We start from the raw sequence: 13,603 nt of genomic DNA on the forward strand, positions 1-13,603 counted from the left end.
TGCGTTGTGTAACTTCTCGACGATCGCGCAGGATTTCGGGCCGATGCGGAAGATTGACTTTCCCGACTGACAGTCTAAGTAAGACCTCGCAAGGACGACCTTGCATTCCCCCAAATAACCGGCAGGGACGACCCGCCACCAACGGAGCGTTCCATGGCGTGGACCTACCTTTTCTTTGCGGGACTTTTCGAGATCGGCTGGGCGATCGGCCTCAAATACACCGATGGTTTCACGAGGCCGATGCCGACGGTTCTGACCGTGGTTTCCATGATCATCAGCCTCGGCTTGCTCGGCCTGGCCCTGAAGACCCTGCCGGTCGGAACCGCCTATGCCATCTGGACCGGCATCGGCACGGTCGGCACGGCCCTGCTCGGCATCTTCCTGCTCGGCGAGCCCGCGACGGCGGTAAGGCTGGCCTGCATCGCGCTGATCGTTGCGGGGATCGTCGGCCTGAAACTCGTCGCGTAGCGGCAGCATCCCGCTGATTGCGGCCGCATGGGCCATGATCGTGCCTCACGGCACGGTCCAATCAGTCGCTGTCCCGAAGCCGGCACGCAGAACGGCAGGGGCGCGGCTCGAGCCACGCCCCTGCCGGCCATCATGGACCGGAATGTCAGACGAAGGGCTTCGGCGGCTGTCGGCCGACCCGCGCCTTGCGCGCGGCATAGCGCGCGTCGCGCTTGGCCTTCCGCTCGGCCTCGTCGGCGAGAACGCGCGCGATACGCTCGTTCTCTTCGGCCTCGCGCAGCCTCGCTTCGTCGCGCGCAGCCTCCTCGGCGATGCGGCGCGCCTCGGCCTCTATGGCCTCGCGCTCCGCACGCTCCTTGGCCTCGCGCGCCAGCCTTTCCTGCTTCAGCCGTTCCTTCTCGGCTTCGCGGAGGGCTCGAGCTTCCAGAATCGCCTTGCGTTCCGCCTGCCTTGCCAGCACCTGCGGATCGTCCGCCGCCGGCCTGGCCTTGAATTTATCGAGAAGCGCCTTCTTGGCGTCGTTTGCCGCGTTGCGGCGCTCGTGAAAGTCCTTTTCCCTGTACACTGCCAATTTTATGCCCTGTGGTCGTTCTGCGCCGTTTACATACTTACGGAGCCACGGAGTTCAAGCGCCAAAACGGCAAATCTGTCATGAAAAATGCGGCTGTGGCGCGACGGAAACGCGCAGCCCCGGGCCGGATCGGCAAGCAAACCGATATGCACTGTTCACTCGACAGCCTCTGGAAGCGCTCCGGCGGTGCGGCTAACTGTACCGCACACGACAGAAATTCGGGACGGCATCATGCAACTCGGTCTCTACACATTCGCGGATGTCAGCCCGGTTCCGGGACAGGGCGTGAGTCCGCATCAGCGGCTGCGCAACCTCGTGGAGGAGATCAGGCTTGCCGACGAGGTCGGCCTCGACGTCTTCGGTCTCGGCGAGCATCACCGTCCCGACTATGTCGCCTCGGCGCCGGCGGTGGCCCTGGCGGCGGCGGCCGAGCACACCAGGAACATCAGGCTCACCAGCGCGGTCTCGGTCCTTTCCTCCGACGATCCGGTCCGCGTGTTCCAGCAGTTCGCGACCCTCGACCTGTTGTCCGGCGGCCGCGCCGAGATCATGGCCGGACGCGGCTCCTTCATCGAGTCCTTCCCGCTCTTCGGCTATGATCTCAACGACTACGACACGCTGTTCGCAGAGAAGCTCGACCTGCTGCTGAAAATCCGCGACGCGGAGAAAGTGACCTGGTCGGGCACGCTGCGCGCGCCGATCAACGGGCGAGGCGTCTATCCGCGTCCTTGTCAGGAGAAGCTGCCGATCTGGGTCGCCGTGGGCGGCACGCCGCAATCGGTGGTGCGCGCCGCGCAGCTCTCCCTGCCGCTGGCGCTCGCCATCATCGGCGGCGAGCCCGTCCGCTTCGCGCCCTTCTTCGAGCTCTATCGGGAAGCCGCGCGCCGCGCCGGCAACGATCCCGCGAAGCTCGCCACCAGCATCAATGTCCATGGCTTCATCGCCGAGACGACCGAACAGGCGGCCGACGGCTTCTATGGGCCGCAGGCCGAGGTGATGAACCGGATCGGACGCGAGAGGGGCTGGGGACCGACGAGCCGGGAGCATTTCGACCAGTCCCGGGGGCCTCGCGGGGCCCTGTTCGTGGGCGATCCGGAGACGGTTGCGGAAAAGATCGTCGCCCATCACGAGATCTTCAAGAACGACCGGTTCCTGCTGCAAATGGCGATCGGCACCATGCCGCACGACAAGATCATGAAGGGCATCGAGCTCTACGGCACGAAGGTCGCTCCGCTGGTGCGCAAGGCGGCGACCAGGAAGCAAACCGCCTGAGAGCGGACATCCGGCCAACAAGCCGTTTTCACCACCGCGGCCGATCTGCCGCGCACGACGAGGAGCGGCCAGCCAAGCGGCACCGCTTCATAGGTCCAGCGTTTGCGGCCGGATGATCCGCCTCCTATATGGCTCCGAGGAACAGGATGCCGGCACCGGCTTGCCCGAGAGGCGGCGTCCACGACAACAAATCCTGGAGCCCAAGGCATGGCCGAACTGTCAGTGCTCGATCTTGCGCCCGTCGCCGAAGGCAGCGACGTTTCGCGGTCGCTGGGGAACACGCTGGATCTCGCCCGCCATGTGGAGCGGCTGGGCTACAAGCGCTACTGGCTTGCCGAACACCACAACATGCCCGGGATCGCCAGCGCCGCGACCGCCGTGGTGATCGGACACGTCGCGGCCGGCACCTCCTCCATCCGCGTCGGAGCGGGCGGCATCATGCTGCCCAACCACGCCCCGCTCGTCATCGCCGAGCAATTCGGCACGCTGGCCGCGCTCCATCCCGGCCGCATCGATCTCGGCCTGGGACGGGCGCCGGGCACGGACATGGCGACCGCCCGCGCGCTCAGGCGCAATCTGGATGCCGGCGTCGACAGCTTTCCGCAGGACGTGACCGAACTGATGGCCTGGTTCGCGCCTGCCGGCCCCGACCAGCGCATCCGCGCCGTGCCCGGCGAAGGTCAGGACGTGCCGATCTGGATCCTCGGCTCCAGCACCTACGGCGCGCAGCTCGCCGCGATCCTCGGGCTGCCCTACGCCTTCGCCTCGCATTTCGCGCCGGCCGAGCTTCACAACGCACTGGACATCTATCGCTCACGGTTCCAGCCGTCCGAGCAATTGTCCAAGCCCTATGTCATGCTCGGGCTCAACGTCTTCGCCGCCGACACCGACACCGAGGCGCGGCTGCTGTTCTCCTCGCTTCAGCAGGCCTTCGTCAATCTGCGCACCGGCCGGCCCGGCAAGCTGCCGCCCCCGGTCGAGGACTATGAGAGCGGGCTCGATCCGATGGCACGCGCCATGCTCGGCCAGGCGCTCTCATGCGCGGTGGTCGGTGCGCCCGGGACGGTCGCGCGCGGAATTCAGGATTTCGTGCAACGCACCGGCGCCGACGAGTTGATGGTCACCGCGCAGATCTTCGACCATGAGGCGCGCAAGCGCTCCTTCGAGATCCTCATGCAGGTCCACAAGGACCTGTCAAACGCAGCTTGATGCGCGTGGATGCCGACGCATTCACGCGACCTCGGTCGCCGGCGCGCCGAAATGATCATCGCAGCGCGCCGACGATCTCCTTGTCGGGAAAACAGGTGGGCGCACGGCCGTTGCTGGCCTGCCAGTCGCCGATCGAGCGGCGGGTCTTGAAGCCGGGCAGACCGTCGGCGCCGCCGACGTCATAGCCCTTGGCCTCCAACGCCTGCTGCAGCCCGGCTATGTCGGAGCGATAGAGGCCGCCGACCTTGCCCCAGCGCCCCGCGAAACTCTTGTCGCCGTGTGCGATGCGGTCGGCGCCGTGGCCGATGAAGAGCGCATAGAGATCGCTCTCATTGTATTCCTTGAGCACGTAGAAGTTGGGCGTGACGATGAAGGCCGGGCCGTTTCGCCCTGCCGGCATCAAAAGATAGCCTTCCGCGCGCGCCTCGTTTGACGGGAACTGCTTGCCGTTCACGCGGGTGATGCCCACGGCCGCCCATTGCGAGATTTTCTTGCCTTTGTCGGGCCCTTCGAGCGCGCAGGAGACATTATCGGGAACGGTGACCTCGAAGCCCCAGTCTCGTCCTTTCACCCAGCCGTAGTGCACGAGGTAATTGGCGATCGAAGCCAGCGTGTCCGGCACCGAGTTCCAGATGTCGCGTACGCCGTCGCGATCGAAATCGACGGCATGCTCGAGGAATGACGTCGGCAGGAACTGCGGCTGGCCGAGCGCGCCCGCCCAGGAGGACTTCATCATGTCCTTGCTCGCCAGTCCGCGTTCGACGATCTCGAGCGCCGCCAGCACCTCCTTGCGGAACATGTCCTTGCGGGTCGCCAGGAACGCCTTGGTGCCGAGGACCTGGAAGGCGTCGTAGGGAATCCTGGCCGTGCCGAACCCGGATTCGCGCCCCCAGATCGCCAGCACCACGCCGCGCGGGACGCCGTAGCGCTTCTCGACCGCGGCAAGGGTCTGCGCATATTTGCCCGCCCGCGCGCGGCCGCCCGACGTCACGGCACCCACGGTCTTCTCGGCGAAATAGTTGCCGGGCGAGCCGAATTCGGCCTGGTGCTGCTTCTTCGGCGTCTTCGGCTTCTCGCCCGGCATCACCAGATCGGGCAGATCGAGATTGGGCCTCACGCCGGCGAAGGCGGCGTCGAAAGTGGTCTTGGAGATGCCGCGCGACTTCGCCTCCGGCCAGAGGTCATTTGCCAGCCAGGCCCGGAACAGGGCGTTCACGTCGGCCGCCGATGCGGGGAGCGGGCAAAGGATGGCGACGCTCAACGACACGACGATCAGGCGCAGGCGGGCAAGCCAGGCCGAATGCCGACGCAGGAAGACCGGCCAATTCGACATGCCGGCAGGAAGAGGTTTCTTTGCAATAACCATCATCCCCCCGTGCCTGTCGAATGCGTCAAAATGCGGTCCGCGATTTGAGTGCCGCGGCAAGCGTGCCCTCGTCGAGATAATCGAGCTCGCCGCCCACCGGCACGCCATGCGCCAAGCGCGTCACCTTGATGTCGAAGGCGGAAAGCTGGTCGGTGAGATAGTGCGCCGTCGTCTGCCCTTCGACCGTGGCGTTGACGGCCAGGATCACCTCGCGCACCTCGCCCTCGGCGAGACGCGCCACGAGCCCCTTGATGTTCAGGTCGTCGGGCCCGACGCCGTCCAGGGGCGACAAGGTTCCGCCAAGGACGTGATATCGCACATTCATCGCCCCTGCCCGCTCCAGCGCCCAGAGGTCGGCGACATCCTCCACCACGATGATGGTGGCGGGATCGCGGCGCGGATCGGAACATAAGGTGCAGGGATCGATCGTGTCGACATTGCCGCAACGGGAGCAGATCCGCACCTTCTCCACCGCCTCACCCATGGCTGCGGCGAGCGGAGCGAGGAGTTGCTCCTTCTTCTTGATGAGGTGAAGGGCGGCGCGACGCGCCGATCTTGGTCCCAGGCCCGGCACCTTGGCGAGGAGCTGGATCAGGCGTTCGATCTCGGGGCCGGCGATTCGTTTCGACATGCGGCTGATTTAGGGTTTTTCCCGCCGCTTTGGAACATGTGACCCGCCTGGCACGGGGGCATGCTGCCAAACGGGCGTCGCCGCGGCCGACGAAACCAGTCGATTCCGGCGCCGGCGCGCAGGCCCTACGGCCGGTCCTGGCTTGCGATCAGCATGCCGATCGCGTCGGCTTCCGACGGGCTCACATTGAACGACATGACAGGCTGATCGGCCTCGGGTTCGGCCCGGGCAACGGTCGTGACGGGCACCGGCCGGGCGTCCGTGGCCGGGATCGAGGCGGTCTTGATTGTCTCGACCTCAGGCGCGGCCGAAGCGATCGCCGTCTCCGGCTCGGCCGGCGCGGGTGCCTTCCGGCGGCTGCGCTTCTCGTAGAAGGCATTGCCGCCTGCCACCAGCACGTAGTGCATGTTCTTGTAGGGGAACTTCAGGCCGGCCGTGTGGAAGAACATGGCGTTCTTCACCTTCGGATGGCGCTCGCCCTTCAGAACGGCATCGGCCGCCTCCTGGACGTCGGGCAACGCCTTCGAGTTCATCGGGCGGCTCAGCACGCCGCGGGCGAATTGCCCCTTTTCCCCGACGACGTCGCAGACGGTGTCGCCGTGCTTTCCCGAATCGAGCCGGTTCATGACCACGCTTCCAACCGCAACCAGGCCTTCACGGCTGGAACGCCTGGACTCGAAGAACATGGCCCGCGCGAGACATTCGCGGTCCTTGGCGGTGTAGCCATAGGCGCGCGTGCTCGCGGTCTTCGGCTTCACGCCTTCGGCGAGTTGGGAAGTCTGGCTGCAACCGGCCAGCAGGAAAGGAGCGGTGACGGCGCTGAAGATCGCAGCCGTCGTCCATCGGACGGCGAACAATTGTGTCCCCTCAGTCTAACCGCCGCCACGCCCCTGATGACGGCCAGAATGAGTTTGTTTCCGGCAAAATGATGACCAATTGGTGAATGGTGAATGGTGAATGGTGAATGGTGAATGGTGAATGGTGAATGGTGAATGGTGAAGAACTGACGCAGCGTGCCTCGGTCGGTCAACCACCCGTTCTACCATTCACCATTCACCATTCACCATTTTACCATTCACCCCTAAAACGGCAGCTTCATGCCGGGCGGGATCGGCAGTCCGGCCGTCAGTTCCCTGGTCTTCTCCTGCATGGCCGTCTCGACCTTGACCTTGGCATCGTTGTGGGCGGCGAGGATTAGGTCTTCGAGGATTTCGGCCTCGTCTTCCTTCAGCAGCGAGCGGTCGACTTCGAGCTTCTTCATCTCGAACTTGCCCGTAAGCGTGACCTTGACGAGACCACCGCCCGACTGGCCCGTGGCCTCCATAGTGGCGATCTCTTCCTGCAGGGCCTGGAACTTGGCTTGCATTTCCTTGGCCTTGCCCATCAGGCCGAGAAGATCCTTCATGTCCGTCTCCATCTCGCGTTCAGGCGACGCCGGCCGCGCCGCATCGCAGCATCCTATACGGCCTACAGCATGTCGCGTGAAAAGGACGCGACATGCTGTAGGCACTTGATTTTGCGCATGTCTTTGTCCCGAAACCGCGGTACACTTTCGGGAGACATGCTTAGAGCAGTTCGTCGTCGTCGTCGAGGTCCTGCTCGGGCGGTGGCGGCGCGTCCTCGTCCACGGCCCCGGGCGCGTCGGGAATGCGTATGTCGATGATCCTGGCGCCGGGGAACTTGGCCAGGATGGCGGCGACCGTCGGATCGCTCTTGGCGTCGAGTATGGCGATTTCGCGCTTCTCGGTCTCGACTTCGGCAATGGTCTGGCTGCCCTCCTCCTCGCGCGACAGCGAAACCAGCCATGGACGTCCCGTCCAGGCCTTCAATTTGACGGTGAGATCGCCGAGCAGCGTCTTGGGCGCGTCGCTGGTCAGCGTCACGTCGAGGCGGCCGGGCTCTATGCTGACCAGCCTCACGCAGCGCTTGACCAGCACCTTGAGCGCCATGTCCCGATGCTGGTCGGCGAGATTGGCGATGTCGGCGAGCGATTTCACCGGAACGGCTTGCGCTTCCGGCTCAGCCTCGGGCGCGGCCCGCATCTCGCGGGGCTGCGCGTCCACCAGGCGCATGGTCTGGCCGCCGCCTGCGACCTGGGGCATGCGCGCCTGGGCGATCGCGCTCGCGCCGTTGTCCGCGGGTTGCGATGCGCCGTTCCCGCCGGCGGGACGCGGGCCGCCACCGGCCGGCACCGATGCCGTGCCGTCCAGCGACCGCAGCGCCTCGTCGAGTGTCGGCAGCGTCGCGGCATGCGCGATGCGGATCAGCACCATCTCGCCGGCGCTGACCGGTCGGTTCGAACCCTGCACTTCGGGAATGCCCTTGAGCAGCATCTGCCAGCAACGGGAGAGCACGCGCACCGACAAGGTTTGCGAAAAGGCGACGCCGCGCTGGCGCTCGGTCTCGGTGAGCGAGGCGTCCTCCGCCGCCGAGGGGATGAATTTCAGCCGGGTCACCAGATGGTTGAACTCGGCAAGGTCGGTAAGCACCGTCGCCGGATCGGCGCCGGTGTCGTACTGGGCCCGAAACTCGTTCAGTGCCGCCGCCGCGTCGCCTTTCATGAGATGCTCGAAGAGGTCGATCACGCGGCCGCGATCGCCGAGGCCGAGCATCATACGCACCGCTTCGGCGGTCACCGTGCCGCCGCCATGGGCGATGGCCTGGTCGAAGATGGAAAGAGCGTCGCGCGCCGAACCTTCCGCCGCGCGCGCCACCATGGCCAGCGCCTCGTCCTCGATGCTCACGCCTTCGAGGCCGGCGATCCGGCCGAGATGCGCGGTGAGCTGGCTGGCGTCGATGCGGCGCAGGTCGAAGCGCTGGCAACGCGACAGGATGGTGATCGGGACTTTCCGGATCTCGGTAGTGGCAAAGATGAACTTCACATGCGGCGGCGGCTCTTCGAGCGTCTTCAGCAGGCCGTTGAAGGCCTGCGTGGAGAGCATGTGAACCTCGTCGATGATGTAGACCTTGTAGCGCGACGATACCGGTGCGTAGCGGACCTGCTCGATAATCTCGCGGATGTCGTCGATACCGGTATGCGAGGCGGCGTCCATCTCGATCACGTCGACATGACGGCCTTCCATGATCGCCTGGCAATGCTCGCCCGGCGTGGAGAGGTCGACGGATGGCTGGTCAACCTCGGCGGTCCTGTAGTTGAGCGCCCGGGCGAGGATGCGCGCCGTCGTCGTCTTGCCGACGCCGCGCACGCCTGTCAACATCCAGGCCTGCGCGATACGGCCGGTCGAAAAGGCGTTGGTGAGGGTGCGGACCATCGGCTCCTGGCCGATTAGGCTCGTGAAATCGGCCGGACGGTATTTGCGGGCGAGCACGCGATAGGCGGCGCCGGCCTTGCCCTTCTGGTCGTTTCCGGCTTCGCTCATCGCCTGGTGCCGCTCCGTTGGCGCGATCAGGCGCCGATTCCTCGAAAGAATTTTCGCCCGCGCCGCAATGCGCCGTCAACAGGACAGCCCGAAGCAGGGGACGAATGGCGAAGAGGTGGGAGGCTGGAACAATGACCCGTTCCGGGCTCGTTAGGGCTGCTTCCTTCCGGACCTGACCCGGTTGGCGAGTGGATCGTCCACCACCAACCTCCCGCTGTCCATATCGGCAATCCCGCCGCAAATTGCAAGTCCGCAAGAGCCGCGCGCCGATTCGTCGCCCTCCAGCCGTGCGACATGCGCCTGAAGGAAAGGCTTGCAGGCCGATAGCCGGCGCTCTAGCCTTCATCCAACGACACGAGGAAACTCCCATGATGCCCGTGAAGACGGCCGGGTTCAAGCTCGATGCGCGGCTGGAGGCCGACAGCGAGCCGGTCATATGGCTCGGCCTTTGCGAGTTGCGGCTGATGAACGACCGCCGCTGGCCCTGGGTGCTGCTCGTGCCGCAAAGGCCCGGCGCCGAGGAAATCCACGATCTGACGCCGCTCGACCAGGCCATGCTCACCTTCGAGACCAACATGGTCGCCCAGGCCCTGAAAAGTGTCACCGGATGCAGCAAGATCAACAGCGGAGCGCTCGGCAACATCGTGCGGCAACTCCATGTCCACATCGTCGCCAGGTCCGAGGGCGATCCCGGCTGGCCGGGGCCCGTCTGGGGGCACGGCATCCGCGAGCCCTATCGCCGCGAAGACCTGCACGGCTTCTCGGAAAAGCTGCGCAGCGCCCTGTGAGCGACGCGCCCCTGCGATGAACGCCTTGCGGCATCCACTATTGGCGAGGCGGCGAGGCCCCATCTCTGAAACTCTTGACGTCGGAATGCCGGGGAGCCCCCGGCTGAATCTCTCAACCACCGCGCCTGCTGCGAGGACCCCATGACATTTCGCCTCTTCGACGCGCCGTTGCGCGAGCCCAGCCATTTCGTCGGCTATTCCGGCAACAGGATCGATCGCCGGTCCGAGGAACGCGCCGACGACTCCGCATCGGCCGCTCTCGCCGATCGCTCGGCACGGCTGATGCTGATGCGCGGCGGCCGGGTCTATCTGAAGCTCAACGGTACCGGCTTCGATCCCTATTACGAATTGTCCGAGAGCGCCCCGCTGAGGCCGAAGCTCGAACACGCCGTGCTGCTCGGCTGGGCGCCGGAGGGACCGCGGCTCGCCGTGCCGGCGGGGCTCGATCCTGAAGAGCTGCCCGACGAAATCAAGGCGATCGACTACCGTTCGGTGAACGTCCAGGGCCTGCTCGACGAGGAGGGCCTGGGCGTGGTCGCGCAGGGAGCCGCGTTGCTCGCCTGGCATTCCAGCCATCGTTTCTGCGGCAAATGCGGCGCGTCGACCGAGATACGGGCCGGCGGATACAAGCGCCTCTGCGCGAACTGCGGCACCGAACATTTCCCGCGGACGGATCCGGTGGCGATCATGCTGGCCGTCACCGCCGATCGCTGCGTGCTCGGGCGCGGCCCTCACTTCGCGCCCGGCATGTATTCGGCGCTGGCGGGCTTCATCGAGCCCGGCGAGACGATCGAGAATGCGGTGCGCCGGGAGGTCTTCGAAGAAGCCGGCATCCGGCTCGGCCGCGTCGTCTATCACGCCTCGCAGCCCTGGCCGTTTCCCTATTCGCTGATGATCGGTTGTTTCGGCGAAGCCCTCGACGAACACCTCCGCTATGACGGCCGCGAGTTGGAAGACTGCCGCTGGTTCACGCGCGCGCAGGTGCGCGAAATCCTCGCCGGCACCTCGACCGGCGGCGTCTTCGTACCCCCCAAGGCGGCGATCGCCCACCACCTCATCCGCGCCTGGGCCGAAAGCGGCTGATATCCATGGGTGTGGATGCTTACGCATCCACACCCGGTGGATGCGTCAGCATCCACCTTACCTCAATCGCCGGCGCGGCCCATCCGGGCCGCCAGAGCGCCGCGCGTCCATTTGGACGCGCATAGGACGCTCTAGCACTTCGAGTCTACGCATCGTGCTTTCCGAAAATCGAGTACGATTTTCGGGCCGATGCGGTAGCTTTCGCGCCACGGGGGCGGCGCGCAGTCGCGCGCCCCAGCGGTCGATGAGATCGACCGCTGGGATGTGGAGCCTCGGCCCATGAGAAGGGCTCAGTCGTCCCCGCCCTGCGTCTCGCGGAAGGGATGTGCGTCGTAGACGCCCAGTATCCTCACCTCGCGCGAGAAGAAGCGCAGCTCCTTCAGCGCCTGCGCCACGTTGACGTCGTCGGGGTGCCCCTCGATGTCGGCATAGAATTGCGTGGAGAAGAACTTGCCGCCGAGCTGGTAGCTCTCCAGCTTGGTCATGTTGACGCCGTTGGTCGCGAAACCGCCCATGGCCTTGTAGAGGGCCGCCGGGATGTTGTGCACGCGGAACACGAAGGTCGTCATGATCGCCGCCGCGGGATCGACGCGCTCCGCCCAGGATTCGGTCTTCGACAGCACGACGAAGCGTGTCACGTTGTTGTCGGCGTCCTCGACATTCTCGGCCACGATGTCGAGCCCGTAGAGCGAGGCCGCCAGCCTTGGGGCAAGGGCGGCATTGTGCGGATTGCCCTCCTCGGCCACGAGCCTCGCCGCGCCGGCGGTGTCGCCGGCGACCATCGGCTTCCAGCGGTGCTTGCGGATCACCTTGCGGCATTGGCCGAGCGCGTGGATGTGGCTGTAGACGGCCTTGATGTCCTCGATCCTGCGGCCAGGCAGCACCATCAGCTGGAAATGGATCGGCAGGAAATATTCGCCCACGATGTGCAGCCGCGATTCCGGCAGCAGATGATGGATGTCGGCGACCCGGCCGGCGATCGTGTTCTCGATCGGGATCATGGCGAGGTCGGCCTTGCCGGTCTCGACCGCGATGAAGGCGTCCTCGAAGGTCGCACAGGGCAACGGCTCCATATCAGGATAGACGTTGCGGCAGGCGGTATCGGAATTCGCGCCCGGTTCGCCCTGGAACGAGATTCTGTTGGTTTTCGGCGGCATGATCGACCTTGTCGTTATGAAAGCATCTGTCTGGCGCGCTCGAGGTCCTCGGGCGTATCCACGCCCAGCGGCACCGAGCGCACGATCTCGGCATCGATGCGCATGCCGGCCTCCAGCGCGCGCAATTGTTCGAGCCGCTCGCGCTTCTCCAGCGGCGATGGCCCCAAGGAGACGAAACGTTCGAGCGCGGCGCGGCGATAGGCATAGAGCCCGACATGATGATAGAGCGGCCCCTCGCCCCACGGCGCGGTCGCCCGCGTAAAATAAAGCGCCCTCAGCCTCGTCTCCGAGACCGGCGAGGCGACGATCTTCACCACGTTCGGGTTCGTCTTGTCGTCCTCTCGGCAGATCTCGACACCGAGTGTCGCGATGTCGACGGCGGGATCATCGAGGGGAGCGAGTGCTGCGCGTATCGTGGCGGGCTCGACCGTCGGCAGGTCCCCCTGCAGGTTGACCACCGTTTCGACCCTTGCCTCGGGATCGAGCCGCTTCAGCGCCTCGAAGATGCGGTCCGAGCCGGATTCATGGTCGCCTCGGGTCATCACGGCCTCGAAGCCATGGGCGCGCACGGCTTCCGCGACAGCCTCGGCGTCGGTCGCCACGACGACCCGCCCGAGGCCGCTATCGGCCGCGCGGCAGGCCACATGCACGATCATCGGCTTGCCGGCGATGTCGGCGAGCGGCTTGCCGGGCAGCCGGGTCGAAGCCATGCGGGCAGGAATCAGGACGAGGCTGGACATCGGGCTGGCTGGTCTCGGTCGAAAAGGCTGTCAGAAGGTGGCAAAAGGTCTCACTGGCTGCGCCCTTATAGGTGTTGCAAGGGGCAAGCAAAAGACCTAGTTTCCCGCGCGATTTGAGCGGCTTCGGCCGGCAATGGAATCTGTACGGCGTGGGCTCGACTGCGGCCTGCGGCGGGGGAAAGGGAGCCTCACGGCGAATGGACTCGTTTGAATTGAACAAGCTGATCGGGGCGTTCCTCGGAACCCTCTTCGTGGTCTTCTCGATCGGCATCGTTTCGGATTCGATCTTCGCCGCCCCGGTTCCGGAAAAGCCCGGCTTCGGCATAGAAGCCGCCGAGGAAGATCACGGCGGCGCCGCCGCCGGCGCCGAACAGCCCGCCGAGGAGCCGATCGCCGCGTTGCTCGCCAAGGCCGACGCAACCGCCGGACAGGCGGTGTTCAAGAAGTGCGCCGCCTGCCACACCGACGACAGCGGCGGCGCCAACAAGGTCGGCCCGAACCTCTGGAATATCGTCAACCGGCCGATCGCCTCGCATGAGGGCTTCTCCTATTCGGCTGCGATGAAGGAATTCGCCCAGGGCGGATCCGTCGTCTGGGACTACGAGCACCTGAACCACTTCCTCACGTCGCCGAAGGGTTACATCAAGGGCACCGCGATGGGCTTCGCCGGCGTCAAGAAGCCCGAGGAGCGCGCGAACCTGATCGCCTATCTGCGCACGACGGCCGACAGCCCGGCGCCGCTGCCAGAAGCCGGCGCGGCGCCCGCGCCCGAGAATGCTTCGGCACCGGCCGAAGGCGCGGCCCCCGCGACTCCCGCCGAAGGTGCGGCCCCGGCGCAGCCTGCCCCCGCACAATGACGAAAATGTAATCTTCGGACCATGAAAAAGCCGGGTTCAGCCCGGCTTTTTTGTTAGAGATTCGAAATGCGGTCCGGTTTC

Annotated in this window: 14 protein-coding genes and 1 other RNA gene; 6 read left to right on the forward strand and 9 right to left on the reverse strand. The window is 65.7% G+C overall.

Features of this window, described 5'->3' with window-relative positions; all coding sequences use genetic code 11:
* The first annotated feature begins 153 nt into the window (after positions 1-153).
* Entirely contained in the window at positions 154-468 is a 315-nt protein-coding gene (gene sugE / locus JN280_RS38595) for a quaternary ammonium compound efflux SMR transporter SugE (protein WP_202309413.1), read from the forward strand.
* A gap of 145 nt (positions 469-613) precedes the next feature.
* Here sugE and JN280_RS38600 read toward each other — a convergent pair whose 3' ends face one another.
* Positions 614-1,039: a DUF6481 family protein gene (locus JN280_RS38600; RefSeq protein ID WP_202309414.1), complete on the reverse strand. Its 426-nt coding sequence runs from the start codon at positions 1,037-1,039 to the stop codon at positions 614-616.
* A gap of 231 nt (positions 1,040-1,270) precedes the next feature.
* On the opposite strand from JN280_RS38600, the gene JN280_RS38605 reads away from it, so the two are divergent.
* Together JN280_RS38605 and JN280_RS38610 are read left to right on the forward strand one after the other, a co-directional pair.
* The gene (locus JN280_RS38605; RefSeq protein ID WP_202309415.1) at positions 1,271-2,311 is read left to right on the forward strand and encodes an LLM class flavin-dependent oxidoreductase; all 1,041 of its coding nucleotides are present in this window, start codon (positions 1,271-1,273) and stop codon (positions 2,309-2,311) included.
* A gap of 207 nt (positions 2,312-2,518) precedes the next feature.
* Complete coding sequence (locus JN280_RS38610) at positions 2,519-3,520, forward strand: LLM class flavin-dependent oxidoreductase (protein ID WP_202309416.1); 1,002 nt, start codon at positions 2,519-2,521, stop codon at positions 3,518-3,520.
* A 55-nt stretch (positions 3,521-3,575) separates the two neighbouring features.
* On the opposite strand, the gene JN280_RS38615 is transcribed toward JN280_RS38610, so the two are convergent.
* The 6 genes from JN280_RS38615 to ffs form a co-directional block, all read right to left on the reverse strand.
* Positions 3,576-4,853, reverse strand: coding sequence for a lytic murein transglycosylase (locus JN280_RS38615; protein WP_202315322.1), 1,278 nt, complete (start codon positions 4,851-4,853; stop codon positions 3,576-3,578).
* 58 nt (positions 4,854-4,911) lie between these two features.
* Complete coding sequence (gene recR, locus JN280_RS38620) at positions 4,912-5,517, reverse strand: recombination mediator RecR (RefSeq protein WP_202309417.1); 606 nt, start codon at positions 5,515-5,517, stop codon at positions 4,912-4,914.
* A 125-nt stretch (positions 5,518-5,642) separates the two neighbouring features.
* Positions 5,643-6,374, reverse strand: coding sequence for a cell wall hydrolase (locus JN280_RS38625; RefSeq protein WP_202309418.1), 732 nt, complete (start codon positions 6,372-6,374; stop codon positions 5,643-5,645).
* Between the two features lie 224 nt (positions 6,375-6,598).
* Positions 6,599-6,922 (reverse strand): YbaB/EbfC family nucleoid-associated protein, encoded by a 324-nt coding sequence (locus JN280_RS38630; RefSeq protein ID WP_202309419.1) that lies wholly within the window; start codon positions 6,920-6,922, stop codon positions 6,599-6,601.
* A gap of 160 nt (positions 6,923-7,082) precedes the next feature.
* Positions 7,083-8,897, reverse strand: a complete 1,815-nt coding sequence (locus tag JN280_RS38635; RefSeq protein WP_202309420.1) for a DNA polymerase III subunit gamma/tau — start codon at positions 8,895-8,897, stop codon at positions 7,083-7,085.
* 115 nt (positions 8,898-9,012) lie between these two features.
* Positions 9,013-9,109, reverse strand: an RNA gene (ffs, locus tag JN280_RS38640) — signal recognition particle sRNA small type.
* Between the two features lie 156 nt (positions 9,110-9,265).
* On the opposite strand from ffs, the gene JN280_RS38645 reads away from it, so the two are divergent.
* The gene (locus JN280_RS38645; protein WP_202309421.1) at positions 9,266-9,685 is read left to right on the forward strand and encodes an HIT domain-containing protein; all 420 of its coding nucleotides are present in this window, start codon (positions 9,266-9,268) and stop codon (positions 9,683-9,685) included.
* A 141-nt stretch (positions 9,686-9,826) separates the two neighbouring features.
* Positions 9,827-10,768: an NAD(+) diphosphatase gene (nudC, locus tag JN280_RS38650; protein ID WP_202309422.1), complete on the forward strand. Its 942-nt coding sequence runs from the start codon at positions 9,827-9,829 to the stop codon at positions 10,766-10,768.
* Positions 10,769-11,058: 290 nt separating this feature from the next.
* Here nudC and JN280_RS38655 read toward each other — a convergent pair whose 3' ends face one another.
* A complete protein-coding gene (locus JN280_RS38655; RefSeq protein ID WP_202309423.1) occupies positions 11,059-11,925 on the reverse strand; it encodes a prephenate dehydratase in 867 nt (288 codons plus the stop codon).
* A gap of 14 nt (positions 11,926-11,939) precedes the next feature.
* Positions 11,940-12,665 (reverse strand): 3-deoxy-manno-octulosonate cytidylyltransferase, encoded by a 726-nt coding sequence (locus JN280_RS38660; protein WP_202309424.1) that lies wholly within the window; start codon positions 12,663-12,665, stop codon positions 11,940-11,942.
* Between the two features lie 197 nt (positions 12,666-12,862).
* Here JN280_RS38660 and JN280_RS38665 point away from each other — a divergent pair, with 197 nt between their 5' ends.
* A complete protein-coding gene (locus JN280_RS38665) occupies positions 12,863-13,522 on the forward strand; it encodes a c-type cytochrome (protein WP_202309425.1) in 660 nt (219 codons plus the stop codon).
* The last annotated feature ends 81 nt before the right edge of the window (positions 13,523-13,603 follow it).

The organism is Mesorhizobium sp. L-8-10 (genome assembly GCF_016756635.1).
Lineage (GTDB): Bacteria > Pseudomonadota > Alphaproteobacteria > Rhizobiales > Rhizobiaceae.

Coding starts and splice junctions, on each gene's coding strand:
- sugE (WP_202309413.1), top strand. CDS start 154: ATGGCGTGGACCTACCTTTTCTTTGCGGGACTTTTCGAGATCGGCTGG.
- JN280_RS38605 (WP_202309415.1), top strand. CDS start 1,271: ATGCAACTCGGTCTCTACACATTCGCGGATGTCAGCCCGGTTCCGGGA.
- JN280_RS38610 (WP_202309416.1), top strand. CDS start 2,519: ATGGCCGAACTGTCAGTGCTCGATCTTGCGCCCGTCGCCGAAGGCAGC.
- JN280_RS38615 (WP_202315322.1), bottom strand. CDS start 4,853: ATGTCGAATTGGCCGGTCTTCCTGCGTCGGCATTCGGCCTGGCTTGCC.
- recR (WP_202309417.1), bottom strand. CDS start 5,517: ATGTCGAAACGAATCGCCGGCCCCGAGATCGAACGCCTGATCCAGCTC.
- JN280_RS38630 (WP_202309419.1), bottom strand. CDS start 6,922: ATGAAGGATCTTCTCGGCCTGATGGGCAAGGCCAAGGAAATGCAAGCC.
- JN280_RS38635 (WP_202309420.1), bottom strand. CDS start 8,897: ATGAGCGAAGCCGGAAACGACCAGAAGGGCAAGGCCGGCGCCGCCTAT.
- JN280_RS38645 (WP_202309421.1), top strand. CDS start 9,266: ATGATGCCCGTGAAGACGGCCGGGTTCAAGCTCGATGCGCGGCTGGAG.
- nudC (WP_202309422.1), top strand. CDS start 9,827: ATGACATTTCGCCTCTTCGACGCGCCGTTGCGCGAGCCCAGCCATTTC.
- JN280_RS38655 (WP_202309423.1), bottom strand. CDS start 11,925: ATGCCGCCGAAAACCAACAGAATCTCGTTCCAGGGCGAACCGGGCGCG.
- JN280_RS38660 (WP_202309424.1), bottom strand. CDS start 12,665: ATGTCCAGCCTCGTCCTGATTCCTGCCCGCATGGCTTCGACCCGGCTG.
- JN280_RS38665 (WP_202309425.1), top strand. CDS start 12,863: ATGGACTCGTTTGAATTGAACAAGCTGATCGGGGCGTTCCTCGGAACC.